This is a genomic window from Citrobacter sp. Cb023, from assembly GCF_030336805.1.
GTDB lineage: Bacteria > Pseudomonadota > Gammaproteobacteria > Enterobacterales > Enterobacteriaceae > Citrobacter > Citrobacter braakii.
Map to the genome: position 1 here is coordinate 416921 of NZ_JAOWCV010000034.1, position 26973 is coordinate 443893.

The window sequence follows — 26973 nt, forward strand, 5'->3', positions numbered from 1 at the left end:
TGTCCGAACTTGTCGTGTATGCTTCAAATCGTAGGTTATTGCGCCTGCACGAAATCAAACCCGCCTCCGAGCGGGTTTTTTTATGCCTAAATTTGGTCGCCGCGAATGAATACATTCATCATTTGTGCATCAGGCCCATCCCTCAATAAACCAGATTGCGAACTAATCACCGGATCGGGGCTGCCGGTGATTGCTATTAACTCCTCCTGGCAAGCCGTACCTGATTGTGAATACATTTACGCGGGTGATCTGCGCTGGTGGGATGCAAACATCGATGTTCTGCCGTCCTCCGCCTCTCGCTGGACCTGTAATTACCGGGCTCATAAACGCTATGGGCTAAATCTGTTTGATACAGATACCCGGTGGGCATTCAACTCCGGGCAGCGCTCTATTCTGTTTGCGGTCAGCCAGGGTGCGAAAAACATCATTCTTTTAGGTTTTGACTGCTCCATTACTGGGGGCAGTCACTGGCATGGCGATCATATCGGTCTTGATAACCCCACAGCAGAGAGTGTTACCCGATGGCGTGGGGAGTTTGCCAATACCGCCAGAGCACTGACCGGAAAGGTCAATATCATCAACAGTAGCCGCCAGACAGCGCTTAAGTGCTTCCGGCGTCTTAGCCTCAATGAGGCTTTACGCGAGGTAGCATGCTAAACGTTCCTCTGTTCATTGATGGCATGCTGGGCATGGGTGACAACATCTACCAGCGTGCTTTCGTTAAACAGTTACCTGCCGGTAGTTATATCAAGACCGCCTGGCCTGAACTGTATGAAGATTTGCCTGTTCTGCCCGTCCGCAGCTTTACAACGCTCCGGACGCAGCGCAAAAACGAGTTCCGGACGCAGGCCGCTTTTCACCTGCCGCCAGATATGCGCCAGACAAAGCGGATTTTCTACGGCCCGGATCATCTTCGTCGCGGTTCAATATTTGACGCGATGCGCCAGCAATTTGGCACTGAGCCGTCGGAACTTGATTTGCCGTCTTACGGACCCGCTGAATTTACGTCTGAAAAGCCGATCGCGGTAATTCGCCCGGCAACTGTTCGCAGTGAATGGCGCAGTGATTCCCGTAATCCTGATCCGGATTACCTGCTGCAGGCTTCCAGGTTACTGAGAAAGCATTTTTGCGTAATCAGTGTGGCGGACCTGCAGGAGGGGGAGGAGTGGGCCGTTGGAGAATTTCCCGAAGCGAATCTGCGCATGCACTCCGGTCAGCTCAACTTCAAATCGCTGATGCGCCTGATTGAGCATGCCGCCGTAGTGGTTACGCCAGTGGGCTGGGCGCTTCCTGCTGCTATTGCCTATAAAACGCCGGTGTACGTCGTCGCTGGTGGGAGAGGCGGCCACAATGCACCGGAAATCGTAACTGATCCGGCGATGGACCTTTCCCGGGTTGGTTGGGCAATTCCCGATAATTACTGCCGCTGTGAAGCATGGAATCACCACTGCGACAAGCGGATTTCAAATTTCTCCGATAAATTCGAGGCCTGGCTCCATGAAGTCGTTTTATCAGGAACTGGAAAGCGGGCTGGTATTTTTACCGGAGCTGGGGATCGGACATTACCCCGTTCCGGCATCACGCCCGTATGACGAGCAGTATTTCGCGAAGTATCAGCAGTTGGCCGACACTGAAACGGGCAGAGCTTTAACGCAATCCCGTATTGATCTGGTGGAGCGCCATTTTCACGGCCCTGTTCTCGACGTTGGTATTGGTGCTGGTCAGTTCGTCTCTACCCGACCGGGAACGCTTGGGTATGACGTTAATCAGGCTGGTATTGCCTGGCTGAACGAGCGGGGCGCATTCGCTGACCTCTACGCCAATAAGTGGCGGGCTCTGACGATGTGGGATGTACTGGAGCATATCGACGAGCCGGATCTGGCGGTAAAGCAGGCCAGTGAATACGTGTTCGTGTCGATCCCAATTTTCACTGATGCCGGAGACATTCTCCGCTCCCATCATTTCAGAAAGAACGAGCACATCTGGTATTTCACTGATGAAGGTATCAGGCGCTGGTTTGCAGAGCAGGGCTTCACCTGCGCAGAGCAAAACACAATCGAATGCCAGTTAGGGCGTAAAGGCGTCGTTTCGTACGCTTTCCATCGAATTTAATTTTTCATTTCATCACACAGCACCCCGAACCCGGAGGTGTGGAATGCAACGTATGAACCCAACAAATGGACACGACCTACCGTATTGGTGGTCGGCTGCTTTAGGGGTGTTCTCTTTGCTCAGCCTACAGGATTACGTATTCATTATCGGTGCCCTCGTATCGGCGTTTTTCACGATAAAAACCTACTACGCAAAGCGTAAAGAAGAACGTGAACGGATGGCAGAGGAAAAGAAAAGAACCCAATTGCTGGCGAACTACTTATCTGACGTAGGTAAAAAACCACACTCCGATCGTCCGGCTGCCGCCGAGGTGGTAATGGAGGCTATGCGGAGAATTTCCAGTGGCACAGTTGAAACTGAGTAAGAAAAGTGGGGCTGCAGGCGTGGTCTGTTCCGTGGCTACGATTATCGCAATCGTAATTAACGCCGGTCACGTTCGCACTAACGAGCGAGGTCTTGAGCTCATAGGTAATGCGGAATCCTGCCGTCGTGATCCTTATGTCTGTCCCGCTGGCGTGCTTACCGATGGCATGGGTAACACGCACGGTGTTAAGCCCGGCACTATCAAGAACGACCAGCAAATCGCGGCTGAGTGGGAAAAAAATATTCTCGATGCTGAATCCTGCGTTAACCGGTACGCCAACGGCAGAAATCTTTCTGATGATACTTTCAGTGCGGCTGTATCGGTCACATTTCGTGCCGGGTGCGGAAATATGAGGAGCTCGACAATGTTCTCCCTATTCCGAAAAGGTGACCTGAAGGCAGCGTGCTACCAATTTCCTCGCTGGGTTTATGGTGGCGGTCGGGTTCTGCCTGGTCTGGTTACTCGCGCAGGTAAAGAAGAAGCGCTCTGCCTGGATGGTCTGAAATGATCACCTTTGACGATATCAAAGCTGCACGGCGTTCAATAGCGCTGGTTGCCGTGGTGATTGTTATTGCGGTGTTGTGCATCCTGCTGGCAAACAGCCGCTCTGACGTTGCTACGCTGAAGAGTGATAATGACGTTCTGCGAAGTGACAACATCCTGCAGGGGACGGTTATCGCTGCTCAGGCTTTCAACTTCAACCGGTTTAACCAGGTAGCCGAAAACGCCAGTCGACTAAATTCACTGATTGATGCCAGCTCCGATAACACTGTTATCGAATACCGGGAGATTCTACGCCGTGAAAAAACCTGCGATCTGCCTGTTCCTGCTGATGTCGCTGGTGGGCTGCTCAGCTACGCGAACAGTTTACGTGCCAGCGCAATGCACACCGATTCCGGGGACGCTGACGCAGCCAGTGATGGCGCCACTTCCACCAGCTCGCTGACGTATTGCCAGGCTGTTCTCTGGATCAAGCCGCTACTGGCCGCCATCGAAAAAGCGAATAACCAGTTAGCGGGGATTCGGGAGATTGAACGTTACAGAAAAACAACTGAATTTGAGAATTTAAGTGACTCATCACATTGAAATTTAAAATTAATCACCAATATTAAAAATACCATGATACGCATGGTTTATATGGAGGTTAAACATGTTTGAAAATTACGCTTACTCTACAAAAGAAGAGCGAAACCGTGGTGAAATTGTGAAGGCAGCGTTAGAAGTCATCAAGGCCTCAGTTTCGGCATCTTCCAGCTATACTGGCAGAGATAAGCTAGAAAAGGATATCAAGTTTGCTGTGGCAAATATTGAGTCTCTAGCAGATGCTATTGAAAATGCTATGAAAAATAAATGAAAACAACCGCCTACGGGCGGTTTTTTATCGTCATTACAATGGGCAGCCCCATCGTAATGACATAGCTCAAATCAGAGGATTGTTCAGTATGGCTTCTATAAAAGAATCCACTGATGCCAATGGACAATCAAAATATTACGTCCACTGGAAGGATGAAAAATCTGGTCATGGACGCCGTCGCATTTTTAAGAATATTGATGATGCTGCACATCTTTTCTGGCAAAAACAGAATATTGAGCTGGATTGTCGAACTGCTAGCTGGACCGGAATAGACCATTCCTGGACTTTCCGGAAGTTAATTCTGTTTTATCTGGGCTATCAGGCCGGCAAGCTGGAAAAAAATATCATACGGCTGTCGTCTTATACGAAATGCCGTCACGATCTTCTCGCTGTAGACGGGCCGATACTGGAAAAAAATATTCTTCATATCAGCCATCGGGATATCGTTGATTCGGTTCGCACCGGCTGCCATCGCTGGATTCGTTCGGCTTTCTTCCTGCTGGTGGAAAAACGGCTCATCACTTTTAACCCTGTTGACCGTCCCGCGCGCCGGAAGCGTCGACCCATCACCATACCGCCATCATCATCGGTCAGAGAGCTACTGAATAACGCGCCAGTTCGTGAGCGTATCGCATGCTGGCTCGGGATTTGTGGCCTGCGCATCGGTGAGGCTCTGGCGGTTACATATAACGACGTTTCAGCCGACTGGATCGACATCCGGGGGCATGTTGTTGACGGCGTGATACATGAGGGGCTGAAAAGAGGTGTGGAGCGCCGGGTACGGATGCCGCGTGAGCTTTTCGCGTTGCTGGATAAAAGTAAGCTGGGTTCCTCTGAGCCTCTTATCTGCAATCAGTTTACCGGCGCATGCCTCGCTACCAGCTATGGCACTCAGGGGGTTCTCGTCAGAACCCTGAACGACTATGGCATTAAGCGATTCCATCATCTTCGCCACTTTGCTGTATCTCGCCTGGCAAATAAAGGTGTCGATATTCTGAAGGTTTCCCGACTTATTGGGCATTCGAACATCAAAACTACGATGGACGTTTACGGTCACCTTTTCGGTGAGGTGGTAGAGATGGATTTGGATTGAGTTATCCACATAGTGGAAATATTAGGGCGATCCACTATCTCCCCATTCTGCGCGGCCTCCGGGCATTAAATCGCAGTTTTGGCGAAAAACAGATAACTCCGCATTTTTTCGACATTTTAATTCCGCACTCAAACCCAGCAGGCTTGCAGCCCCGGAGTGGATTTTTTCTCAGAATTATTCCGCACGCAAAATGCGGAAAAATGATTTTGAACAAAATATAAACAGCACCCGATTTCAGGTAAGCGTATGGCCCGAAAAAATAGCTTTAAGAAGGCCTACGTCGGTATCGTTCTTGACATGGCCTTAGCCCGTAACAAGATCTCAAACCGCATGGTTGCCCAGCGGCTGGAAATTGACGAGGCTACTATCCGCAACTGGCGTAAGGAACATGCCGACTTTAACCGTGCCTTTACCGAGGCTCGCGAAGTTCTGATGGAAAGGATTAACAATGTTGCAGGTAAAAACCTGGACGTTCGTAAGCGAAAGACTGTCACTAAATCCCCCGATGGCCTGAAAACAACGGTCGAGGATGTCTTGCCAACACACAATGATGTTGCGGTGTTTGCCAAAGCCCTTGGACTCGGTCGCAGCGTTTATGGGGAAGAAGACCGTCAGCGTGATGTGCTTCGTGAAGTGATGAAACATAAGGTCGACGGTAAATACTCCGCGCTGCAGGCGGCGCAGCTACTTGAGGCTGAGGGGATAAAGGTTCCGACCACTTTGCTTATGGAGCTGGGAGCACCGAAAATTTTCGAATCGTTCACCAATATGGACGAGGCAGCCAAAGCCGACGCGGCGAATCTGACCCCGCAGGAAGCTGCAGATATCTACAAAAAATACCTGGGCTGAAAAATGCAAAAACAGGCGTTTCGAACCGAAAAAATGCTATGCACTTTTTGACCCGTTTTATGCACGTTTTATTCATCCCGATTTGACCACTTTTCTGTTCAAAACAGAGGCTTCGCGCCGTTTGCGTGATGGGTGCTGTTGCGCCAGTGCGGGTAACGACCATTATGTTAAATCGGGGCGTTTTTGAGGAATTTTTCTGTGCCGATCCCGTTCCCCTTTGACTTCCGCAAACCGGACTATACCGCCGTGTTTGAGTGGAGAATGGAGAGGCTGGAGCGGATCAGGAAAGCGCCTGAAATGCTTCCGGCACTCCGTGAGTTTTACCGCACTAACCCGGCCCAGTTCATCATCGACTGGGGCATGACGACGGACCCGCGTAACCTCGATTATGGCCTGCCTGCCACCATCCCGTTTTTGCTGTTCCCCCGCCAGGAGGAATGGATTCACTGGATCATGGACAGGCGCGCCAGTCTTGAGCATGGACTGACAGAAAAAAGCCGCGAAATGGGGCTGAGCTGGACCTCTATCGGTCTGGCCTGTTCGCTTTGCCTGTTCAATAAAGAAATGGTGATCGGGTTTGGTTCCCGTAAAGAGGAATATGTCGACAGTACCGGCGACCCGAAAGCACTGTTCTGGAAAGCGCGTAAGTTTGTCGAGTTGCTGCCGGTTGAGTTTCGCGGTTCATGGAATGACAAAAAGCATGCTCCTTACATGCGCGTGGAGTTTCCGGAAACGGGCGCGGTCATTAAGGGTGAGGCAGGCGATAACATTGGCCGTGGTGACCGTACCACGCTTTATTTCGTGGATGAGTCGGCATTCCTCAAACGGCCATTAATCATCGATGCTGCGCTCTCTCAGACGACCCGCTGCCGTATAGACCTCTCATCCGTTAACGGTATGAATAACCCCTTTGCACGTAAGCGCCACAGCGGAAATATCCCGGTGTTTACGTTCCACTGGCGCAGCGACCCGCGCAAGGATGATGAATGGTACCGCAACGAATGTCTGAAAATTGATGATCCGATTATCGTTGCTCAGGAACTGGACCTGAACTACAGCGCATCCACAGAGGGGATTCTCATTCCTTCTGAATGGGTACAGGCTGCCGTCGACGCGCATATCAAACTGGGTATTCAGCCCAGCGGCCAGCGCCTCGGCGCAATGGATATCGCAGACGAAGGGAAAGACAAAAACGGCTTTTCTTGCCGCTATGGCTTCCTTCTGCAGAACGTTCACGAATGGTCTGGCATTGGCAGTGACATCTACGCCTCTGTCGTTAAATCGTTTGGGTACTGTGACGATTACGGTCTGGATGAGTTCCGTTTCGATGAGGACGGTCTGGGTGCTGGTGCGCGTGGCGATGCTCGCGTGATAAACGAGCTCAGGCAGGCTGAAGGCCGGGGAACAATCACAGCTACGCCTTTCCGTGGTAGCGGTAGCGTATTCGATCCGGAAGATGAAGCCGTTCCTGGTGATAACGGTAAAGCGGCACGCCTGAATAAAGATTTCTTCGCGAACGCGAAAGCACAGAGCTGGTGGCATCTTCGCAAGCTGTTTCGGAACACCTTCCGCGCGCTGAACGGGATGGACTACAACCCCGACGAAATCATTTCTATAAGCAGCGAGATAGAAAATATTGACCGCCTGCTGATGGAGCTTTCACAGCCTACGTGGTCGAAAAACGCCGTCGGTAAAATCCTCGTGGATAAACAGCCGGAAGGTACAAAATCGCCGAACCTCGCCGACGCCGTGATGATTAACTACGCGCCGATGGATTCCTCTCTTGATAACTGGGCCAAACTGGCCGGAGCGTGACATGTCCCGTAAGAAACGCCAGAACGGCGCACAAAAGCCCGTTGCGACAGCTGACGGGTACAACAATTTCACGGCCAAACTTGGCAGCGACACCAGAAACATACAGACGGGCGGAATGTACATGCCCGGGTACATCAGCCGTAACAGGGTGATGCTGGAGTTTGCGTATCGTTCATCGTTCCTCGTTGGTGCCGGTGTGGACGCGATGGCCGATGATATGACCCGCAAGGGGATTAACATCAGCTCAAAGCTGAAACCCGGACAGAAGGGCAAGCTCGAAACCTTCTGGGATGAGCTCGCTATATGGGATGGGCTTAACGATAACCTCAAATGGTCACGATTGTACGGTGGCGCAGTGCTGGTGGTCCTGATTGAAGGGCAGGATATGTCCTCCCCGCTGAAACTGGATCGCATCAAAGAGGGGCAGTTTAAGGGCGTGATGAGCCTTGACCGCTGGATGGTTAACCCGAGTTATTACGATCTCGTTACCGATTACGGTCCCGATTTTGGAAAACCGAAATATTACAAGGTAATCACGAACCAGAAGGGGATTCCCCCCTGGAAGATCCACCATAGCCGCGTTATCCGCATGGAGGGTGATACGCTTCCTTTCCAGCAGGCCCAGACGGAAAACGGCTGGGGGATGTCTGTTGTTGAGCGTATTTTCGAGCGTATCGAGGCGTTTGATACTGCGACGGTCGGCACTACCCAGCTGATCCACAAAGCGCATTTGCGGACTTACAGCATTGAAGACCTGCGCAAGATTCTTGCTACCGGAGGCGACCTTGAAAAGGCGCTGATGAAGCACCTGGACATGATACGTCAGTTCCAGACCATCGAAGGCATGACCATCATGGATGGTAAGGATAAGTTCGAAACCCACAGCTATACGTTTGCGGGTATCGCTGATGTCCTTCTGCGCTTTGCTGAACAGGTTTCCGGCGCGACGGGAATTCCTCTCGTCCGTCTGTTCGGGCAGTCACCGGCAGGCTTCAACACTGGCGACGGCGATCTGGAAAACTACTACAGCCGGGTTAACTCGCTGCAGGAGAGACGCTTACGCCGCCATATCCGATGGCTGCTCGATATCTCCTGGCGTTCTCTGTTCGGTGAACCACTGCCTGACGATTTTACTTTCGAGTTTAACAAGCTCTGGGAAATGTCAGACGTGGACCGCGCAACGATGGCGAACAATGTGGTTACTGCACTTGGTACCGCCGTTCGTGATCTCGGGATGACGCCTGCAGCAGCACTTAACGACCTCAGGAACATTTCTGATGTGATTGGCATTGGTGGTTCTATCACTGACAAGGACATAGAAGATGCGAAGGCCCAGTGGGCGGAGGATGAATCTGAAACCAGCCCTCCGCCGCCGTTCGGAGATCCAGTATCGAAAAAGCCTGTTGGCGATAGCAAACCAGATAGGGCAGATCGTCGGTGGTACCTACGATGGTTCACAGGTTAGCGCTGCCAACATTTCGAAAACGCTAGTGGACTATTCCGAGGTAATCAGCGACTGGGCAGAGCAGGTCGGGCGAAGAATGTTTGCCCAGGTCGAGCAGGAGGAATGGAATCATTGGAAATCGGTATCTGAAGAAATTGGCGCCGGTCTGCGCGATGTGGTGGGTAACACCCCCGTCGGGCAGGTGGCGCAGGATATCGTATACCGACAGATTCAACTGATGAAATCCCTGCCTCTGGAAGCTGCCGATCGTGTGATGGACATACAACAGCGCGCAATGCAGGCGGTTATCACGGGTGAACGTCCGGACGAGCTCTACGAGATGATCATGGCCTCCGGTGACGTGGCCGCCAGCAGGGCGCAGCTGATTGCCCGTACAGAGATTGGACGAGCTACCGGCGCGCTAACGCAGGCCAGAGCCCTTTCGGTTGGCTCAGAGGGCTACTGGTGGCGTATCGAGGGGGCCGGCACGCGCGATTCTCACCGCAAGATGAAAGATAAATTTGTGCGCTGGGATAACCCGCCGACGCTGGACGGTATGACCGGACACGCCGGATGTTTACCGAACTGCAAATGCTGGCCTGAAGTACAGATTCCTGCACCGAGAAAATGAAAAATACGGCTTTGAGCAATCATTTCATGCGAACTGCAATACCCGCTAAATGTTATGAAAATGTTGTATTCGAAAAGGCCGATTTTCAGCCCAGTTAATCGCTACTTTTACGGCTTTAAGGGGACATTTTAATCGAGTTTATTTTCGTCGGTGCGGGTAAGAACTCTTATGTTAAATAGCCCGTTATTTTGAACATTTTTCCCATCTCACAAGGTCGCCACTGAGCGGCCTTTTTGTTGCCCGTAATCGAGCAGGTAACCCATGAAATATTTCTTCACTACACGCCTGGGAGAAACGCGTTATCTGCAGGCGGATGGCTCACTGCTGTGTAAAGACGTACCGATCGCACGTACAGGAACGCAGGTCTACTTACCCGAAGAAATCGACCTAGAGCCTGACGCCAGCGGCACAGTGACGGTCTGGCGAACGGAAGATGAGGTGTTTTCCCAGGAAACGATGGCGAGCTTTGAGGGCGTGGCCGTCACGCTGGGGCATCCAGAGGATAGTCTGGGCAACATCGTATTCGTTAACCCATCTAACTTTGCTGAGCTGGCGCACGGACATATTCAGAACGTCCGACGCGGCACCGGCGATAAATCGGATCTGCTCATTGCTGACGTGCTGATTAAACGGCAGGAAGCAATCGACGCGGTGAATTCTGGCCTGACCGATGTCAGTTGCGGCTATGACGCGCAGTACAAGCAACTGGCACCCGGCAAGGGCAAGCAATACCAAATCACAGGTAACCACCTCGCTGTCGGTATTGACCGGGGGCGTGCTGGTGGCCGCTGTGCAATCGGGGATTCCATCCCATCAACAACAAAGGAGAAGCCTGTAATGTCATGGCTTAAAAAACTGGCTCAGGCCATTAAGACGAAAGATGAGGATGCACTGGCAAAACTCATCGATGAAGCGCCGGATATGCCGTCTGATGGCATGGCTTCAATCCCCGGTGTAACTATCAACATGAATGCTCCAGCGCAGTCTACCGCGCTCCCTGAGGCGAATCGCTCCACCACGGACGAAGGCGATCCGGATAAAGAGAAAACAGGCGATGAAGAAATTCCGGCCTGGGCGAAAGCATTGCTGGTTCGTCTGGAAAAGCTGGAGGGTAAAACCACCGATGGCGATCCAGACCCGGGCAACATGACCACCGACGAAGACGAAGAAGAAAACCGCAAAGTGACGGGTGACGCAGCCTTTAAGCGCAACCTGATCGCCGATGCGGAAATTATCTGCCCTGGCTTCCAGCCTGCTGGCGATAAGAGCCTGAAACGTCAGGTGCTGAATCACGCAATGCGCACCGGTGACAGCCTGAAATCGTTCGGCGTGGATGATTTCTACAAAGCGCCAAAGGCTACGGTCGACGCGGTGTTTACTGCCGCTGTAGCGCTGCATAAGGCGAAGAACCACCTTGCACCGCTAAATAGCGGTACTCACACCACCGACCGGGCAACCAGCACAAAGCACCTTTCCCCGGCAGAACTGAACAAGCTCAACGCCGATTTCTGGGCAAAAAATAAATAAGGTAAATCATCATGGCAGGTACTGCATATTTAACGCGGATGCCCCTGGGCATTGCCGGGGGCGTTACCCGTCCTCGTGATCTCACCATTGAGCCGGTCACCCTGGACCACTCGAAGCAGTTCGCGTCCTACGGACTGGCTGGTAAATACGTGAACGATAAATTCGTTCCTCTGGAGTCCGGCGACACTATCGGCAAAGTGAAAGGGATTCTGGTCCGTCCGTTCCCGATTACTTCTGCGCTTGACCTGGCTTACATCGGCGTGACCGCTAATCAGGTGGGCGACAACCTTAAACGCGGTTACATCTGCGTAACTGCTACTGCAGGCAACGCGACGACTGCGAAGAAAGGCGATCCGGTATACGTTCGCGTGGCTGGTGGCACCACTCAAAGCCCGGTTGGCTCTTTTGTTTTGTCTCCAGACTCCACCGCATCAAATACACCTCAGCTGACAAATGCAGAGGTCATGGGGCCGGGTGAAGCCGACGGCCGTATTGAAATCGCTTATAACATCTGAGGGAATAATTAATGTTTACAGTTGACAGAGCGACCATCGACTCCACCGGCGCGTTTCTTGTCGGAGAGCTGGAGCGCATGGATCAGACGCTGAACATGCCGCTGACCTCCGTTAAGTGGTCCCGCGACATGCCACTGCGTAGCGATATTTCTATCGCTGATGAAGTGTCATCCTTCACGAACACCGATTTTGTCGGCGTTGGTGGTCCGAACCCTAACGGTAAAAACTGGATTGGTAAGAAATCCACCGCCGTTCCTGGTATTGAACTCGATATTCAGCCGACCCGTAACAACCTTACCCCGTGGGGACAGGAAATCGGATGGACGGTGCTGGAGCTGGCCTCTGCGCAAAAACTGGGCCGTCCTGTTGATGTCCAGAAATATGAAGGCATGAAACTGAAGTGGGCAATGGATACCGACGAACAGGTTTACATCGGTGATACCGAATTGGGCGTTCGTGGCCTGCTGAACCTGCCGGATGTTACCCCGGTTGCTGCAGCTGCAGCGTGGACCGCCACCACCGATCCTGATGTCATTGTTCAGGATATCAACCTGGTGCTGTCTGATGGCTGGGTTCGTTCTGGTTATGCGGTCTGCCCGGCGAAAATAGGCCTGGCGCCGGAGCTGTTCGGCCTGCTGGCGAGCAAAAAGGTTTCCTCTGCGGGGAATATCTCCGTGCTGGAATACGTGAAGATTAACACCATCGCGTTCCAGGAAAATGGTACACCACTGGAAATCGTCTCCATGAAGTGGGCCTCCAAGCGTGGCGCTGGTGGCGCGCATCGTATCGTTGCTTACACCCAGGACGAAAAATATGTTCGCTTCCCGATGGTTCCTCTGCTGAACACGCCGCTGGAGTATCGTGGCCTTCAGCAGTTGACCACTTACTACGGCAAGCTGGGCCAGGTGGAAACCCCGTATTCCAATACGATCTCTTACCTGGACGTTCCGGCGTCTTAACCTGAAACAGGCGGGGAAACCCGCCTTTTTTATGGAGCAAAAACATGAAATACGTTGTTTCCGGTGGCGCTACTCTCAGCTTTGCCGACGGTTCTAAATTCGAGCTGTCTCAGGGTATCCACGACAGTTCATCTTTCCCGAAAGAAGTCAAAGACCACTGGGCCTTTAAAGCTTATGCGCGCCCGATTGATGAGTCCGACCTGGCGAACGAGCAGAGCACTGAAGACCTGACCGCGAGCCTTGTTCTCCTGGCAGAAGAAAATAACACCCTAAAAGCGCAGCTGGCGGCGCATGAAAAGACCATCACCGATCAGGGTAATGAAATTACGGATCTGAAAGCGCAGCTGGCGGCCGCTCAGGCGGCATCTGCCGGTAATGCTGATGCCACGGACAAAGCCGATACCACCGGTGGGGACGCGAAAAATGCCAAAAAACAGCAGGCTTCCAACTAACGAGCAGTTCCGCACCGACTTTCCCGAGTTCGCCGATACCACCCGCTACCCTGACCCCTCAGTGAATTTCTATCTTGGGCAGGCAGACACAATCCTGAATCAGGACGTACAGGGCGATCAGTTCGTCTACCTGGCCGAACTATTCACAGCTCACTATACGGAGCTGCGCGGCCGTACGCTGGCCGCCGCTGCCGCAGGTGGAGTGAACAGCAACGGCGCGGCAGGTGTCGTGTCCTCTAAATCAGTAGATAAGGTTTCAGTGAGCTATGACGTGTCCGGGGTAATCAATCCGGATGCCGGTTTCTGGAATAGCACCGCCTACGGGCGCGAGTTCTACTGGTGGTGGTCTGCGTTCGGCGCTGGTGGCAGGCAACTGCTATGAAAAAAAGCGGGTTAACTGTTCGTTCTGATAATGCCGTGTCTGTTCTAGAATCCCTCAGACAGTTATCCGGAATGGATGTGCTGGTGGGAATACCTGAGGATAAGGCAGGGCGTGAGGATGGCTCACCGATTAATAACGCGGAACTGGGCTACCTCCACTCAACGGGCGCAACAGTGGAAATCGACGGTACGACAGTCACGCTTCCCCCGCGTCCTTTTCTGGAAATGGGGATCGAGGACTCAAAACCCCGAACAACTGCGCACCTCAAAGCAGCGGCAACCGCCGCGCTGGAGGGACAGACTGAAGCCGCAATGCGTGAGCTGGAGAGCGCCGGACAGATTGCCCGTGATGCTGCAAAAGCTGTTATCGGTGCTGGCGACCGATTGCACCCTCTTTCTGAGAAAACCCTCGAACGCAGACGGGCTGAGGGCATTCCCGGCGACAAGCCGCTGTATGCCCACGGTTACCTGTTGCGTTCAATTAACTACGTCGTGAGGAAAAAATAATGCCTCTTCTCGATGTGAGCGATGTTCTTCTCGATCCCGACTTCATGGACACCAGTCTGGTGTGTCATCGGCAGGTTCAGACGGTGGATGAGGACAATTTCGCGAAAAACACAGTTCAGGATATCCCATTCTCTGGCGTGGTGACGGTTGACCGTTCTCTGGAAGCCAGGCGAATGGAGGCAGGCCAGAACATCAGCGGTGCGATCCTCATCGTGACGCAGTTCAGATTAACTCAGGGCCAGCCCGGTACAGACAGCACCCCGCGACTTGATGCCGATATCGTGACCTATAACGGACGCGACTATCGCGTGACGTTCGTCGACCTGTACACCAGTTACGGCGCCGGATTCGTCCAGGCACATTGTGAGCTGGTGGATTTTAACGGAGGGACGCCAGTTGAGTAACGACAGCACAGTGCGCGGGTATCTGACGCCTGTCGGGGATGGTCCCCAGTATGACGAGGCGTTGGAGCGTGAAATTAGCCGGTGGATTCGTGGTGTTTCTGGCCTGCCGGCCTCTCTGGTTTTCCCCCGATGGACAGACCCGCAGCCGCAGATCCCCAACAACGGGGTGACGTGGTGCGGTTTCGGTATCACTACCGTTCCGCAGCCGTTAAGCCAGTCCGATGTTCAGGTATCGGAAGAACAGTCCGAGCAATGGATATGGGAGCAGGTCACAGTGATTTGCTGCTTTTATGGGCCTCAGGGAGCCAGCACTGCATCAACTTTCCGCGCGGGGATATTCGTCGAGCAGAACAACGCCGAGCTGAACCGTTCGGGGCTTTCGCTGGTGGAGACCGGGACTATTTACAACCTGCCAGAGCTCATTAACAACCAGTGGGTAAGGCGCTACGACCTCACCATTACGCTGTCCCGCAAAAACATTCGTACCTACAACGTCCGGACGCTGCAAGATGCGCCCGTCTCATTTTTCGGAGGCTAAATTATGCCGCAGGGATTACCTGTATCTAACGTCGTTAATGTCGACGTGATCATTGGGCCGCGTGCGGCTACTGGTCGAAACTTTGGTTCGCTGCTCATTCTCGGGAGCTCAACGGTTATCCCGGTTTCTGAACGCATTCGCCTCTACTCATCCCCGGAAGATATCGGCACAGATTTCGGCGTGGATAGTCCAGAATATGAAGCCGCTACGGTGTATTTCTCGCAGTCACCGAAACCTCAGCAGGTATATGTCGGTCGCTGGGCTAAAACGCTGGTATCGGCTGAAAGTGGTTCGGCGGAAACGCTGCTGCAGGCGGTGAACGCCGTTCTGAATTACACGAACTGGTACGGTCTGGCCGTGGCTGACGATGAAGATATCGACGATGCCGACTGGCTGAGCGTGGCCGCTGCGATCGAGGCCTCCAGTCTCAGCCGAATTCTGGCTATTACCACTGCAGAGCCTGAGACGGTAAACGCGACCTCCACTACCGATCTGGCTTATAAGCTGAAGGCGGCAAAATACGCTCGCACGTTTGTGCAGTATTCCACCAGCAGCAAGTACGCCGCACTGTCTGCATTTGGTCGCGCGTTCACGGTGAATTTCAACGGCAGCAACACCACCATCACCCTGAAATTCAAGCAGGAGCCGGGGATCACCTATGAAACCCTGACCACCAATCAGGCGGCGGCGCTGGATGCCAAAAACTGCAACGTATTTGTGTACTACCAGAACGATACGGCCATCCTGCAGCAGGGCGTCATGTCCAGCGGCGATTTCTTCGATGAGCGCCACGGGCTCGACTGGCTGCAGAACTACGTTCAGACCAACCTGTATAACCTGCTCTACACCAGCATAACCAAAGTCCCACAGACTGATGCTGGCGTTACGCGCCTGCTTTCTAATGTTGAACAGTCGATGGATCAGTCCGTCACGAACGGGCTGGTGGCTGCTGGCGTATGGAACGGTGGCCCGATTGGGCAACTGGATTCCGGCGACACGCTGACAAAAGGCTATTACGTCTACGCGCAGCCGATTTCCGAGCAGGCGCAGGCAGACCGTGAAGCACGTAAGGCACCGGTTATTCAGGTGGCCTGTAAGCTGGCGGGTGCGGTTCATTTCGCTGATGTGCAGATCAACGTCGTTCGCTAAGGAGAACATGAATGTCTACCTATTCTTTTATGGACGTCACGGCGTCACTCTCCGGCCCGACCGGGGAGATTGATCTGGGCTACGGTTCCGCCAGTTCAGAGGAGGGGATCACCGTTGCAATGGGTGGTCCTAAAAACACCATGACAATTGGTGCTGACGGCGAAGTGATGCATAGCCTGCACGCAGACAAAAGCGGCACGGTAACCGTCAACCTGTTGAAAACCTCGCCGACTAACAAAAAGCTGTCGCTGGCGTACAACGCGCAGAGTCAGTCTTCAGGCACCTGGGGGAACAACGTCATTGTGATCCGAAACAAGGTGAGCGGAGACATCATCACGGCGCGCAGCGTGGCGTTCCAGAAACAGCCGGATAACGCCAACGCTAAAGCCGGTAATACGATGCCCTGGGTGTTTGACTGCGGCAAAATCGACCAGGTTCTCGGGGAGTTCTGATAGATGGAATGCAAAATCAAAGACCACGATTACCGCGTGGCAAAACTCAGTGTGTTTGATCAGTTGAAAGTGACGCGCAAACTGCTGCCGGTACTGGCGGGCATGATGGCAGATTTCGGGAGCATTCGCTCCCTTCTGCCTGCTGACGGTAAAATCGATAGCGCTAAGTTTGATGCGCTTAAGCCGGTGTTTGAAACCCTGCTACCGCGCATCGCTGATGTACTGTCTTCCCTGAGCGAAGAAGATACCAACGCGATTATTCATCCGTGTCTGTCTGTGGTTTCACGTAAGCATATGGACGGATGGACGCCAGTATTTAACAGCGGGCAGTTGATGTTCGACGATATCGACCTGCTGACCATGCTCCAGCTGGTGGCGCGGGTGGTCGCCGATTCGCTGGGAAATTTTTTGCCCGTGAGCCCTACCAGCGTGACGCCGGACCAGCCTCAGGGCTAACCCTCAACAGCCTGCCTGACGGGCTGTCTTATCTCCTTGACCCGGTTGATGCCGGGTTAATCCCTTATTACGCGCTGAAGGATGGATCAGTCGATCTGTGCGATATCGCGCTGATGAATGACCATCTGGCCGTTAAGGCTGACAACCAGCGCCGTATTGAGAAATGGAGAGAGGATAATGAACGCTGAGACTATTAAAGATTTCCTCGTCTCGCTCGGCTTCGATATCGACGAGGCTGGTGCGGCTAAATTTGATTCAGTCCTTGCTGGTACGACCGCAAACGCCATCAAAATGGGACTGGCCGTCGAGGGGGCTGCGCTTTCGGTAGTGGCCTACACGGCGAAAATTGCCTCCGGTCTGGATAACCTCTACTGGGCGTCACAACGTACTGGTGCCACCGTTCAGGGCATTCAGTCGATTGGTTACGCTGTTTCTCAAATGGGCGGCAGCGTGGACGCAGCACGCGGATCACTGGAAAGCCTCTCCCGGTTTGTACGTAACAATCCCGGTGCGGAAGGTTTCCTGAACCGTCTGGGCGTACAGACGAGAGACGCCAGCGGTAACATGCGCGACATGGCCGCCATTTTTACGGGCGTCGGCCAGAAGCTCAGTAGCATGCCGTATTACCGGGCTAACCAGTATGCGCAGATGCTGGGTATTGATGAAAATACCCTCATGGCAATGCGCCGGGGTGTGGGCGGTTTCTCCGGGCAGTACAGTGCGATGGCGAAGGCTATCGGCTTCAATGCTGACGAAGCGGCCAGAAGCTCCAATAAATTCATGACCTCCCTGCGCGAGTTCGGCGCGATGGCAGGCATGGCCCGTGACAAAATCGGCTCTAATCTTGCTGGTGGCCTTGCGGGTTCGCTGGACACGCTGCGCCGCCACATCCTCGATAACTTCCCGCGCATTGAGCAGACCCTGACGAAAGCCATAAAAGGCATTCTGGCACTCGGGGATATTATCGGGCGGCTGTTCTTCCGGCTTATCGAAGGTGCATCAGACCTTATCACCTGGTGGCAATCGCTGGACAAGCAGACGCGGGAGCTGATCTCGCTGTTCGGCGCACTGACGATAGCGCTGCGCATTCTGAACAGTACGTTCTGGATGTCACCGATTGGCCTGATAACCGCGATGGCGACGGGTATTGCTCTCCTGTGGGAGGATTACAAGACCTGGAAGGAAGGCGGTCAGAGCCTGATTGACTGGGGGAAATGGAAACCTGAAGTCGACGCCGCGCTGAAGATGGTTCGTGACCTGAAAGCGACCGTTAACGACCTGACGAAAGCACTGACGAAACTACTCAATATCGATCCGAAATCATGGTCCCTGAAGTGGGATTTCAGCAACTTCATCGACCAGATGGGCGAGTTCAGCAAGATGTTGAACATGATCGCCGACCTGCTCAACGCCATTAAAGATGGTCGCTGGGCTGATGCTGCCAGCATCGGCAAACAGTTGCTTAATCAGGGAAGCGATAAGCCGTCAGCAATGCCAATGGTGACCGACAGCGCCAACGGTACCGCCGACTGGATTAAAGAGCACTGGGGCTTCGATCCTCGCAGCGTGGGCCGAACGGTGCGCGGCTGGTTTGGCGATGATGAACCAGAACAACATGCACAAGCCGTTAAACGTGGTGAACGGAATAATAATCCCGGAAATTTGAATTTTGCAGGTCAGGCGGGAGCTTCACTGGAAAGTCCTGGCGGACGGTTTGCCAGATTCGAAACATCCTTTGACGGTTTACGGGCGCTTTCGCGACAGTTGATGTTATATGCCGGACGAGGAATTAACAGTGTGGAGAAAATTATCTCTACATGGGCTCCCGCATCAGATAACAACAACACCGCTGCTTATATTCAGGCTGTTTCTCAGCGGCTGGGGGTAGATCCTCGTGTTGCTCTGAATATGAAAGATCCACAAACCATGTCTGCATTAATGAGTAGCATTATTCACCATGAAAATGGGCGAAACATCTATTCAAGGGAGCTAATCGGGAAGGCTGCCGTCGCAGGAATTGGCGGTGCTCAGGTTAGCCAGAAAAACACTTATCACATCTATGGTGGAGGTGATCCGCGTTCTGTCGGTACTGAGGTCGAACGTCGGCAGCAGTCTGCGAACGCTCAGGTTATGCGTGGTAATCAAACGAAGGTGGGCTAATGGATATTCTCTCTACGCTCTTTCAGCAGCAGAGCCGGAAAATAGGGGTTATTGTCCCCAGCGTGGTAGTTTCTGAGAAGCACAGCGACACGCTGGAAATAACAGAGCACCCGGTCGAGGTCGGGGCCGCCATCGCAGACCATGCCTATAAAAAGCCGTCTGAAGTAGTTATGGAGGTCGGTTTCGCTGGTGGCGGATCATTGCTGGATTTCGCCAGTAACCTGACGGCTACCAGCTTACTCGGCCTGAGTCCGCAGCAGACATATCAGGAAATACTCGACCTGCAGGCAAGTCGCATTCCTTTCGATGTCGTAACAGGTAAGCGGCTGTACAGCAACATGCTGATCCGCGCGCTGGAAGTAACAACTGACAAGACGACCGAAAATGTCCTGTCTGCTGTTCTCACTCTGAGGGAAGTCATTATCTCGCAGACTCAGCAAATCACCGTTGCGGATAAAACCAACATGAAAGACGGGGCCAGCACGTCGGCGGTGCTGAATACTGGCAACAAAACCACAAAACCGCCAAATACCTCTTTATTGCAAAGTGGTGCGGCGTTACTGGGGCTTGGTTAATGGCGATTCAGGAAATACCGCTTACAGCGGATAACCAGCAGTTCAGCATCGTCCTGGGCGGTGTCACCTGGCGGATTAGCATCTTATGGCGCGATCTGTACTGGATTATGGACCTGCAGAACGACAGAGGCGAGCCAGTAATCTCCGGTATTCCTCTCGTCACGGGGGCTGACCTGCTGGCGCAGTACGCCTATATGGGGCTTGGTTTTAAGCTGGTATTGGTCTGCGATGACACCACACAGGATTATCCCACGAAAACCGACCTGGGCGGCCGCAGTCATTTACTGGTATCAACGGAGTAAGTATGTCACAGAACTGGATGCGTCATTTCGATTTACAGTTAGTTGATCCAAACGGGCAGGGAATTAGCCTTAGCGATTTTAAAGTTACTTTCACCATCGACTGGTTCAATATCAGTAGCGCATCCCGTGTGGGAACGTTCAAAATCTACAACCTGTCAACTGACACGGTAAATCGTATTGCAGGCCAGGAGTTTTATAAAGTTCGGCTGATTGCTGGTTACGACGGTATTGCGCCGGAGGTACCGGCAAGCGACGTCGGGACCGTGCGCGAAGTCGACGCGGCGGACGTGGGCCAAAGTGATGGCCGGAACTACGGGCTGATTTTCAGCGGTGAAATTCGATACTCGGTCACAGGAAAAGACAGCCCTATTGATTCCTATGTCCTGATTCAGGCAGCCGATACGGATCTGGCATTTGCCACCAGCATAACCTCGCAGACGCTGGCGGCCGGTTACACGGTCGCAGATGTGAACCGCGCGCTGATGAAAGACTTCGAGGCCAAAGGCGCGACCGAAGGGCTGACGCCTGAAATGCCTGCTACCGTATTTCCTCGGGGTCGGGTGCTGTTCGGCATGACACGGCATCTTATGGATAACGTGGCCGGACAATGTGGCGCAACATGGCAGTTCGTGGACGGTCAGCGCCAGATGGTGGCTAATAACGAGTATGTTCACGACGCGATTGTGCTCAACAGCGCCACCGGGCTTATCGGTATGCCGCAGCAGACTATCGGCAACGGCGTTAACGTCCGCGCGCTGATTAACCCGAACATCCGGGTTAACGGGCTCATTCAACTGGATCAGGCTTCCGTGTATCGCACCGCGCTGTCGAACAACGATATCGCGATGGCTGGTGGGCAGATTACCGACCAGAACACGGACGGAAATATCACGCTTAGCGGCACCACGGCGCAGCCTGCCAGCATCGCAACGGATGGCGTTTATATTGTTCGCGGGATTATGTACACTGGCGATACAAGGGGCCAGGCTTGGTACATGGATATGATGTGCGAAGCGCGTGGCGCGGCGGATCTGCGTTCGGCGTCGTCTTTACAGCGTGAGGTAGGATAGTGAAAAAGTGGATTGTTATCGGACTCTGTTTCCTTCCGGGGGTAGCGTTTGCTGCGAATCCTGGCGGTATCACGCTTCAATGTGGTGGCTACAAATTAGAGTTGATTCCTGATTCACTGTTCAAGATTAATGGTGAGACAGTTACCTCTCAGAAGATTAAAACGCTCGGCAACGGCAATGGAATGAAGGCGGATATGGGCCTTATGCCAGCCAAAGACGGTAATAATTACGGTTTTGAGTTCATTCGCCGTCCGGGTACAGAAACGCGTTTCCTGAACGTCCAACTGCTGCAGAACAGCATGGATGCTCCGAAAATCATCGGATCTTTCCCGTGTAAAAAGGTTGCTGGGTGAAGGTAGCCTGAAAGCTGTCTCATCTGAAAAACAACAAAACGTGCTCTAAAAACTGTCGTTTTTTGAGACTAGCGATTACACTGCTCTAACTTTTTGATGGTGAATTGCCATCGATATGCTCCCCCATAAAAGCCAGGAATAACTAAAACATGAGCTTAGCGCAGCCAAAATCAGGAGAACTGTTAGATCTTCTGACTCCTTCATTAACTAAGGGTGAAAACCTTCTGAGTGAGTTTGAAGTCCATCGAATCATTCGTGAAGCGAAGAAAATCCCTGAACGTTATCAGGGGCTATCAATTGAGGGCTTAGCTAAGCTTGTTCTTGGTGAAATAGAAGAGGGATGTTCACTCTGTGAGCAGGGTTTGAGAATTGTGCCTAACGATCCAGTTTCTTTCTGTAACTATACGATAGCGCTGCGTAACTTGGGTTTGCACGCTCGTCAGTACGCGATGATTCAGAATGCGGCCAACTCACTTAACCCAACGATATTGGCTGAAGTTGCTACAATTTCTGCATATTGGGCTGATATCGATTTGCTTGAAAAGGTGATGCCGATGCTGACTGCTATGGAAGTGCCTCGCCCTGAAGATATGGCAAAGTGGTATGACACACTTGATTACCTGCATACCCATCAGGAGCATGCTCAGGATCTTAAAAAAATAGGGCAGCTTATGCTGAACGTATCTGATAAGTATCGCGTTCGCTTGGCTGGCGCCCATGCTTTTTATGTAATGTCTGAGCTTGATACATTGTTTGTTGAAGTCAAAACAGACGATCCAGCGCTCCTATCGCAGATGAACAATGACCTTGCTGATGAGATTATCATGGCTGGTCTTGCGGATTCTGAATGTGTCGGATGTTTTGAGGCGGGGGAACTTTAATGTCGGTTGAGCATACTTGTTTCCTTGAACTGGCGAAGCATTCCCTGACTCTAAACGGTGAAATGTGGACAAGAAACGCTATTAGCCGAGCATATTATGGCATGTACCATTCCGCCTTAAGGATCACCAATAATCTTGTACCGACTGCTACAGAAGATGGTGAAAAATTAAAAGGTGGAGTTCACATGCGAGTCTATACCGTCTTTTGTAGCGGTGAGGCAGCAGCACTGAACGACGTTGATGTTAACGCAGTAAAAAAAATCGGCGTTAAACTGAAAATGACACATGCCCAACGTGTTAATTCTGATTACAAGCTTGAACGAAAGGTTAATCGAATTACAGCGATAAGCGCGATTCAGGACGCAGAAGAAGTAGATACAATCGTTAATCAACTTTTGAAGGTTGGCGACGATTCGTTAACCGCTTAAGCTGCAATTCCTCATAAGTCAAACCCGCCACCCGGCGGGTTTTTTGCTTTCTGGAGCCAATCAAATGGCAGTATCTGACCAGACCCGCAGCGGCGATCTTGCCGAAACATTCAAATCTGAGCGAGAAACTACAAAGAACCAGATCCGTGTCGCCTTGCCTGGCATTGTTCAGTCATTCGATCCTGACGCGGTGACGGCGGTTGTACAGCCTGCTATCCGTTCGGTTGAAACGGATAACGACGGGAACCGCATTACCAAAAATTACCCGCTGCTGGTGGATGTGCCGGTGGTATTTCCGCGCGGTGGGGGATGCACGCTAACGTTCCCGGTTAAAGCCGGTGATGAATGCCTGGTGATTTTCGCCGATCGCTGCATCGATTTCTGGTGGCAGAACGGCGGGGTGCAGGAACCCGTCGACGACCGGGTGCATGATTTATCGGATGCGTTCTGTATCGTCGGGCCGCAGTCACAGGCGCAGAAAATCAGCGGAATCAACACGGGGGCCGCTCAGATGCGCAGCGACGACGGAAGCACGTTCTTTGAACTCAATCCCTCTACCAAAAAAATTAAAATTGTGGCTCCGGGAGGCGTTGAGGTGGTTACCCCGCTGGCTGACTTCTCGGAGAGAGTCACTATTCACGGGCTCCTGTCCTGGATGGGCGGCATGGTGGGTTCTGTTGTCTCAGGCGTCGCATCCAAAATTACTGGCGTGGTCGAGTTTATAGGTACCGTCAAAGCAAACGGTAAATCTATCGACGATAAACACACTCACGGTGGTGTACAGCACGGCAATGATGATACGGATGAGGTGAACTGATGCGATACCGACGCGAAGATGCCGATGGTGATTACACCTTTGGCAGTGGCGATGATACTTGGCTGATTAACTCACCTGAGGCCGTGGCGCAGGCTGTGAAAACGCGATTCGAATTGTGGTACGGGCAATGGTTTCTCGACACCACAGAGGGGACACCGTGGATTCAGTCCGTACTTGGTAAGCAGAAGCCGGAAACCTACACCCTGGCGATCCGTAAGCGCATCCTCGAAACGCGGGGCGTTAAATCCATCATTTCTTTCAATACGACAGTGAACACTACGACGCGCCGCGTCCAGTTCTTCGCTGAAATCGACACTATCTACGGAACAACGACAGTAACCAGCGAGGCATAAATGGCCCTCAATTTGGACACACTCGGCTTATCGGCAACGGTAACCGCTGAGGGGATCAGTGCGCCTGATTACCAGACGATACTCGATACCCTGACGAGCTATTTCCAGCAGATTTATGGCAGTGATGCTTATCTGGAGCCAGACAGCAAAGACGGCCAGATGGTGGCGCTGGTGGCGCTGGCTATTCACGATGCCAATAACACAGCTATTTCCGTCTATAACTGCTTTTCACCTGCTACAGGGTACGGCGCAGCGCTGACCAGTAACGTAAAAATTAACGGTATCGCGCGCAAAGGGGCGACGAACTCTACCGTGGATCTTGTACTGACCGGTACCGCAGGGACAACCATCACTAATGGCACCGTAAAAGACACCAATAACGTGATCTGGCGTCTTCCTGCCTCGGTAGTTATTGGCGTTGATGGCACAGTTACGGTAACTGCTACCTGCTCAAACAGTGGAGCGGTAGCCGCGCTGACAGGGACCATCACTATCATCAACACGCCGACCCGTGGCTGGACATCGGTAACAAACCCAACAGCGGCCACCGTAGGCGCACCAGCAGAAACAGACGCAGAGTTGCGCATCAGACAGGGGCAGAGCGTCGCGCTACCGTCCATCACACCGTTTGAGGGTGTTGATGGTGCGATCGCCAATGTCGCTGGCGTGACACGTCACAAACTCTACGAGAACGATACTGGCGCAACCGACAGTAACGGACTGCCACCACACTCCATTTCCGCCATCGTCGATGGAGGTGATGTTACCGAGATAGCCCAGACAATCCGTGGAAACAAAGGGCAGGGAACTGCGACTTACGGGACGACCTCTGTCACGGTACCAGACACTTACGGAAATCCTCACGTAATCAGCTTCTCGCGTTCTACTGATGTCCCAATTTACGGACATATCACGCTGAAAGCCTTCACGGGCTACACGTCGCAAATTGGCGTGCAGATTCAGCAGGCCGTCGCGGATTACATCAATGGTCTGACGATCGGTGATTCTGTTCTGCTGAGCCGCATTTACTCCCCGGCTAACCTGGGCGTGGTCAGTAGTGGTAGTGCTCGTTATTACGATATTCAGGAGCTGCTAATTGGCAAATCAGCCGGAGCTGTAGCGGCGGCAAATATCAACATTGCATATAACGAGTCAGCATCCTGTAAGCCTGAAAACATTGTTCTAACGGTGACGTCATGAGCAAGTACACAGACTTAATCACCAATTATCACGCCACTAAGCCCAGGTTCTTTGATCACGTTGACCTGAGTACACGACCACTGATTGATATCACTACGGCCACCAGGGGACTGGTGAGCGCTTTTGATATCGATACAGCCGTCGGTGTACAGCTCGATATCCTCGGTCTGTGGATCGGTCGTAGTCGTATAGTCAGCCAGCCAATTAGCGGCGTTTATTTCAGCTGGGACACTGACGGGCTTGGATATGACCAGGGCATCTGGCAGGGGCCATATGATCCTGATTCTGGCTATACGACGCTGAGTGATGAGACGTACCGCATCATTCTGAAAGCGAAAATCGCTATCAACAACTGGGACGGCCGGAACGATTCTCTGCCTCCCATCCTTGACGCTGCGACTGCAGGCTCAGGCTTGAGGATGCAAATTGTCGACAACCAGGACATGACGATATCGGTTTGGGTATTCCCCGAGACTGATATTTCTGATGTGTCTCTTGAACTGATTGCCGCTATCAAACAGGGCTATCTCACCGTTAAAGCTGCTGGCGTATGGGCCGGTGATGTTGAAACTCCGGCGGTAGAAACACCGTCAGAAGGTTCTAAATTCTTTGGGTTTGATATGGATAACGAATACATCGGCGGGTTCGATGTTGGAGCATGGGGGACTTTACTCTGATGGCAACTAATGATTTCAAACCGTTCGCGACAGCAGCAAATGCTAACGTGACGGCGCAAGCGGACTGGGAAGCGCTTCCTGCTCTTCTTTCTGGATTTACGGCTGGCAAAGCGTCAAGCGCCCAGGTAAATAAAGCACTTCGTCAGGCCAGTTTTATTGCGGCAGCACTGGCACAGTACACTGCCAACAAAAGTGGTCAGGATGTGCTTGATGATGGTGACCTGAACGGCTTTATCTCCAAAATGGGGACCGCTTTTGGGAAGGATTTCCAGGCACTTGATGCCACGCTGACGGCATTGGCTGGGCTCACAACCGGTGCAAATAAACTCCCGTATTTCACTGGAAACGATACAGCAGCGCAGACTGATTTAACTTCTGTTGGCCGTGACATTATCGGGAAAAATACTATTGCTGACATTCTCACATACCTTGGTCTGGGAGAAGGCTCTATGCTCCCGGTTGGGACTCCAATTCCCTGGCCGCTGGCAACACCGCCGACCGGCTTTCTGAAAATGAACGGTGCAACATTTGATAAGGTTGCAAACCCTAAGCTTGCCCTTGCGTACCCGTCCGGAGTCTTGCCCGACTTACGTGCGCAAACTATTCGTGGCTGGGATGATGGAAGGGGTATTGATACCGGACGGGCGCTTTTAAGCGAACAGGGGGATGCGATCCGAAACATTATTGGCAGTGCCGCGAACGTCTATACAGGAAACCCAGATTTAGCGACGGGCGTCATTACCTACACCGGTACTGGAATCACCTCGTGGCAGAGTGGAACAGGACTGAGTATTTCCTACAGAAACTTAAATATTAATGCTGCGACTCAAGTTCCAACCGCTGCTGAGAACCGCGTTAAAAGCGTGGCATTTAATTACATCGTGAGAGCGCAATAATGAAAGAATACATCACGCTTAATGCGCAGGGATTTGCAGAAACTTCAGGATGGATTGTTTGCTATCTGACAAAACCTGATGGGGAATATATCGGCTTTATTGATGAGTTTATCCCGGCAACTGCTGGCTTACCTGCTGGTGCATATATTGATGAACCCCCGGCCGATGAAGCGGGAAAAGCGATAATCCGTGTCGGCGATAAGTGGGAGTTAGTCGATGACCATCGCGGCGAAACGGTTTACAGCACAGAGAGCGGCCA

The 26973-nt window shown here is 52.5% G+C and carries 36 protein-coding genes and 1 pseudogene; all 37 read left to right on the forward strand.

Annotation, left to right across the window (positions count from 1 at the left end; genetic code table 11):
- Positions 1–105 precede the first annotated feature (105 nt).
- Entirely contained in the window at positions 106–657 is a 552-nt protein-coding gene (locus OGW44_RS12185; protein ID WP_286454102.1) for a motility associated factor glycosyltransferase family protein, read from the forward strand.
- Positions 658–689: 32 nt separating this feature from the next.
- The gene (locus OGW44_RS12190; protein WP_286454103.1) at positions 690–1592 is read left to right on the forward strand and encodes a hypothetical protein; all 903 of its coding nucleotides are present in this window, start codon (positions 690–692) and stop codon (positions 1590–1592) included.
- Positions 1498–2112, forward strand: a complete 615-nt coding sequence (locus OGW44_RS12195) for a methyltransferase domain-containing protein (RefSeq protein ID WP_286454104.1) — start codon at positions 1498–1500, stop codon at positions 2110–2112. Before OGW44_RS12190 ends, OGW44_RS12195 begins: the two co-directional genes overlap by 95 nt.
- A gap of 43 nt (positions 2113–2155) precedes the next feature.
- A complete protein-coding gene (locus tag OGW44_RS12200) occupies positions 2156–2476 on the forward strand; it encodes a phage holin family protein (protein WP_286454105.1) in 321 nt (106 codons plus the stop codon).
- Entirely contained in the window at positions 2454–2984 is a 531-nt protein-coding gene (locus OGW44_RS12205) for a lysozyme (protein WP_265924127.1), read from the forward strand. The genes OGW44_RS12200 and OGW44_RS12205 overlap by 23 nt, the downstream gene beginning before the upstream one ends.
- Positions 2981–3562, forward strand: a complete 582-nt coding sequence (locus tag OGW44_RS12210; RefSeq protein WP_286454106.1) for a hypothetical protein — start codon at positions 2981–2983, stop codon at positions 3560–3562. Before OGW44_RS12205 ends, OGW44_RS12210 begins: the two co-directional genes overlap by 4 nt.
- A gap of 64 nt (positions 3563–3626) precedes the next feature.
- Entirely contained in the window at positions 3627–3830 is a 204-nt protein-coding gene (locus OGW44_RS12215; protein WP_114675962.1) for a hypothetical protein, read from the forward strand.
- Between the two features lie 88 nt (positions 3831–3918).
- Positions 3919–4923: a tyrosine-type recombinase/integrase gene (locus OGW44_RS12220; RefSeq protein ID WP_286454108.1), complete on the forward strand. Its 1005-nt coding sequence runs from the start codon at positions 3919–3921 to the stop codon at positions 4921–4923.
- 246 nt (positions 4924–5169) lie between these two features.
- Complete coding sequence (locus OGW44_RS12225) at positions 5170–5772, forward strand: hypothetical protein (protein ID WP_286454109.1); 603 nt, start codon at positions 5170–5172, stop codon at positions 5770–5772.
- A 198-nt stretch (positions 5773–5970) separates the two neighbouring features.
- Positions 5971–7587 carry a terminase large subunit gene (locus tag OGW44_RS12230; protein ID WP_060569219.1) on the forward strand — a complete coding sequence of 539 codons (1617 nt, stop codon included), beginning with the start codon at positions 5971–5973 and terminating at the stop codon, positions 7585–7587.
- Between the two features lies 1 nt (position 7588).
- Positions 7589–9052 carry a DUF1073 domain-containing protein gene (locus OGW44_RS12235; RefSeq protein WP_286454110.1) on the forward strand — a complete coding sequence of 488 codons (1464 nt, stop codon included), beginning with the start codon at positions 7589–7591 and terminating at the stop codon, positions 9050–9052.
- A gap of 76 nt (positions 9053–9128) precedes the next feature.
- Positions 9129–9662, forward strand: coding sequence for a phage head morphogenesis protein (locus tag OGW44_RS12240; RefSeq protein WP_131341831.1), 534 nt, complete (start codon positions 9129–9131; stop codon positions 9660–9662).
- Between the two features lie 261 nt (positions 9663–9923).
- On the forward strand, positions 9924–11189 hold the full coding sequence (locus tag OGW44_RS12245; RefSeq protein WP_286454111.1) for a DUF2213 domain-containing protein: 1266 nt from the start codon (positions 9924–9926) through the stop codon (positions 11187–11189).
- An 11-nt stretch (positions 11190–11200) separates the two neighbouring features.
- Positions 11201–11704 (forward strand): structural cement protein Gp24, encoded by a 504-nt coding sequence (locus OGW44_RS12250; protein WP_044702725.1) that lies wholly within the window; start codon positions 11201–11203, stop codon positions 11702–11704.
- Positions 11705–11715: 11 nt separating this feature from the next.
- Positions 11716–12663, forward strand: coding sequence for a DUF2184 domain-containing protein (locus OGW44_RS12255; RefSeq protein WP_044702726.1), 948 nt, complete (start codon positions 11716–11718; stop codon positions 12661–12663).
- 44 nt (positions 12664–12707) lie between these two features.
- A complete protein-coding gene (locus OGW44_RS12260) occupies positions 12708–13115 on the forward strand; it encodes an STY1053 family phage-associated protein (RefSeq protein WP_044702727.1) in 408 nt (135 codons plus the stop codon).
- The gene (locus tag OGW44_RS12265) at positions 13087–13497 is read left to right on the forward strand and encodes a DUF4054 domain-containing protein (RefSeq protein WP_172751153.1); all 411 of its coding nucleotides are present in this window, start codon (positions 13087–13089) and stop codon (positions 13495–13497) included. Before OGW44_RS12260 ends, OGW44_RS12265 begins: the two co-directional genes overlap by 29 nt.
- Entirely contained in the window at positions 13494–14003 is a 510-nt protein-coding gene (locus tag OGW44_RS12270) for a hypothetical protein (protein ID WP_286454112.1), read from the forward strand. Before OGW44_RS12265 ends, OGW44_RS12270 begins: the two co-directional genes overlap by 4 nt.
- On the forward strand, positions 14003–14407 hold the full coding sequence (locus tag OGW44_RS12275) for a head-tail adaptor (RefSeq protein WP_286454113.1): 405 nt from the start codon (positions 14003–14005) through the stop codon (positions 14405–14407). The genes OGW44_RS12270 and OGW44_RS12275 overlap by 1 nt, the downstream gene beginning before the upstream one ends.
- Positions 14400–14945, forward strand: coding sequence for a phage neck terminator protein (locus OGW44_RS12280; RefSeq protein ID WP_286454124.1), 546 nt, complete (start codon positions 14400–14402; stop codon positions 14943–14945). Before OGW44_RS12275 ends, OGW44_RS12280 begins: the two co-directional genes overlap by 8 nt.
- A 3-nt stretch (positions 14946–14948) precedes the next feature.
- A complete protein-coding gene (locus tag OGW44_RS12285) occupies positions 14949–16094 on the forward strand; it encodes a DUF3383 family protein (protein ID WP_003826312.1) in 1146 nt (381 codons plus the stop codon).
- 11 nt (positions 16095–16105) lie between these two features.
- Positions 16106–16546, forward strand: coding sequence for a DUF3277 family protein (locus OGW44_RS12290; RefSeq protein ID WP_003826314.1), 441 nt, complete (start codon positions 16106–16108; stop codon positions 16544–16546).
- A 3-nt stretch (positions 16547–16549) separates the two neighbouring features.
- Complete coding sequence (locus OGW44_RS12295) at positions 16550–17002, forward strand: phage tail assembly chaperone (protein ID WP_278085809.1); 453 nt, start codon at positions 16550–16552, stop codon at positions 17000–17002.
- Between the two features lie 23 nt (positions 17003–17025).
- Entirely contained in the window at positions 17026–17190 is a 165-nt protein-coding gene (locus OGW44_RS12300) for a DUF6889 family protein (protein ID WP_023229521.1), read from the forward strand.
- On the forward strand, positions 17180–19162 hold the full coding sequence (locus OGW44_RS12305) for a lytic transglycosylase (RefSeq protein ID WP_286454114.1): 1983 nt from the start codon (positions 17180–17182) through the stop codon (positions 19160–19162). The genes OGW44_RS12300 and OGW44_RS12305 overlap by 11 nt, the downstream gene beginning before the upstream one ends.
- On the forward strand, positions 19162–19737 hold the full coding sequence (locus tag OGW44_RS12310; protein WP_094542898.1) for a phage baseplate protein: 576 nt from the start codon (positions 19162–19164) through the stop codon (positions 19735–19737). The genes OGW44_RS12305 and OGW44_RS12310 overlap by 1 nt, the downstream gene beginning before the upstream one ends.
- Positions 19737–20039 carry a phage baseplate plug family protein gene (locus tag OGW44_RS12315; protein WP_094542897.1) on the forward strand — a complete coding sequence of 101 codons (303 nt, stop codon included), beginning with the start codon at positions 19737–19739 and terminating at the stop codon, positions 20037–20039. Before OGW44_RS12310 ends, OGW44_RS12315 begins: the two co-directional genes overlap by 1 nt.
- A 2-nt stretch (positions 20040–20041) precedes the next feature.
- A complete protein-coding gene (locus tag OGW44_RS12320; protein WP_094542896.1) occupies positions 20042–21109 on the forward strand; it encodes a hypothetical protein in 1068 nt (355 codons plus the stop codon).
- Positions 21109–21462, forward strand: a complete 354-nt coding sequence (locus OGW44_RS12325; RefSeq protein ID WP_286454115.1) for an STY1065/STY2022 family phage-derived protein — start codon at positions 21109–21111, stop codon at positions 21460–21462. The genes OGW44_RS12320 and OGW44_RS12325 overlap by 1 nt, the downstream gene beginning before the upstream one ends.
- Positions 21463–21611: 149 nt before the next feature.
- Positions 21612–22343, forward strand: coding sequence for a hypothetical protein (locus OGW44_RS12330; protein ID WP_128298945.1), 732 nt, complete (start codon positions 21612–21614; stop codon positions 22341–22343).
- The gene (locus OGW44_RS12335; RefSeq protein WP_049043294.1) at positions 22343–22771 is read left to right on the forward strand and encodes a hypothetical protein; all 429 of its coding nucleotides are present in this window, start codon (positions 22343–22345) and stop codon (positions 22769–22771) included. The genes OGW44_RS12330 and OGW44_RS12335 overlap by 1 nt, the downstream gene beginning before the upstream one ends.
- A 64-nt stretch (positions 22772–22835) precedes the next feature.
- A complete protein-coding gene (locus OGW44_RS12340) occupies positions 22836–23588 on the forward strand; it encodes a Gp138 family membrane-puncturing spike protein (RefSeq protein WP_286454117.1) in 753 nt (250 codons plus the stop codon).
- On the forward strand, positions 23588–23941 hold the full coding sequence (locus OGW44_RS12345; protein ID WP_286454119.1) for a contractile injection system sheath initiator: 354 nt from the start codon (positions 23588–23590) through the stop codon (positions 23939–23941). The genes OGW44_RS12340 and OGW44_RS12345 overlap by 1 nt, the downstream gene beginning before the upstream one ends.
- Complete coding sequence (locus OGW44_RS12350; RefSeq protein ID WP_286454120.1) at positions 23942–25141, forward strand: baseplate J/gp47 family protein; 1200 nt, start codon at positions 23942–23944, stop codon at positions 25139–25141.
- The gene (locus OGW44_RS12355) at positions 25138–25818 is read left to right on the forward strand and encodes a baseplate wedge 1 family protein (protein ID WP_286454121.1); all 681 of its coding nucleotides are present in this window, start codon (positions 25138–25140) and stop codon (positions 25816–25818) included. The genes OGW44_RS12350 and OGW44_RS12355 overlap by 4 nt, the downstream gene beginning before the upstream one ends.
- Entirely contained in the window at positions 25818–26714 is an 897-nt protein-coding gene (locus OGW44_RS12360) for a tail fiber protein (protein WP_286454122.1), read from the forward strand. The genes OGW44_RS12355 and OGW44_RS12360 overlap by 1 nt, the downstream gene beginning before the upstream one ends.
- A pseudogene (locus tag OGW44_RS12365) lies at positions 26714–26973 on the forward strand (tail fiber assembly protein); the annotation flags it as partial. The gene OGW44_RS12360 and the pseudogene OGW44_RS12365, both read left to right, overlap by 1 nt.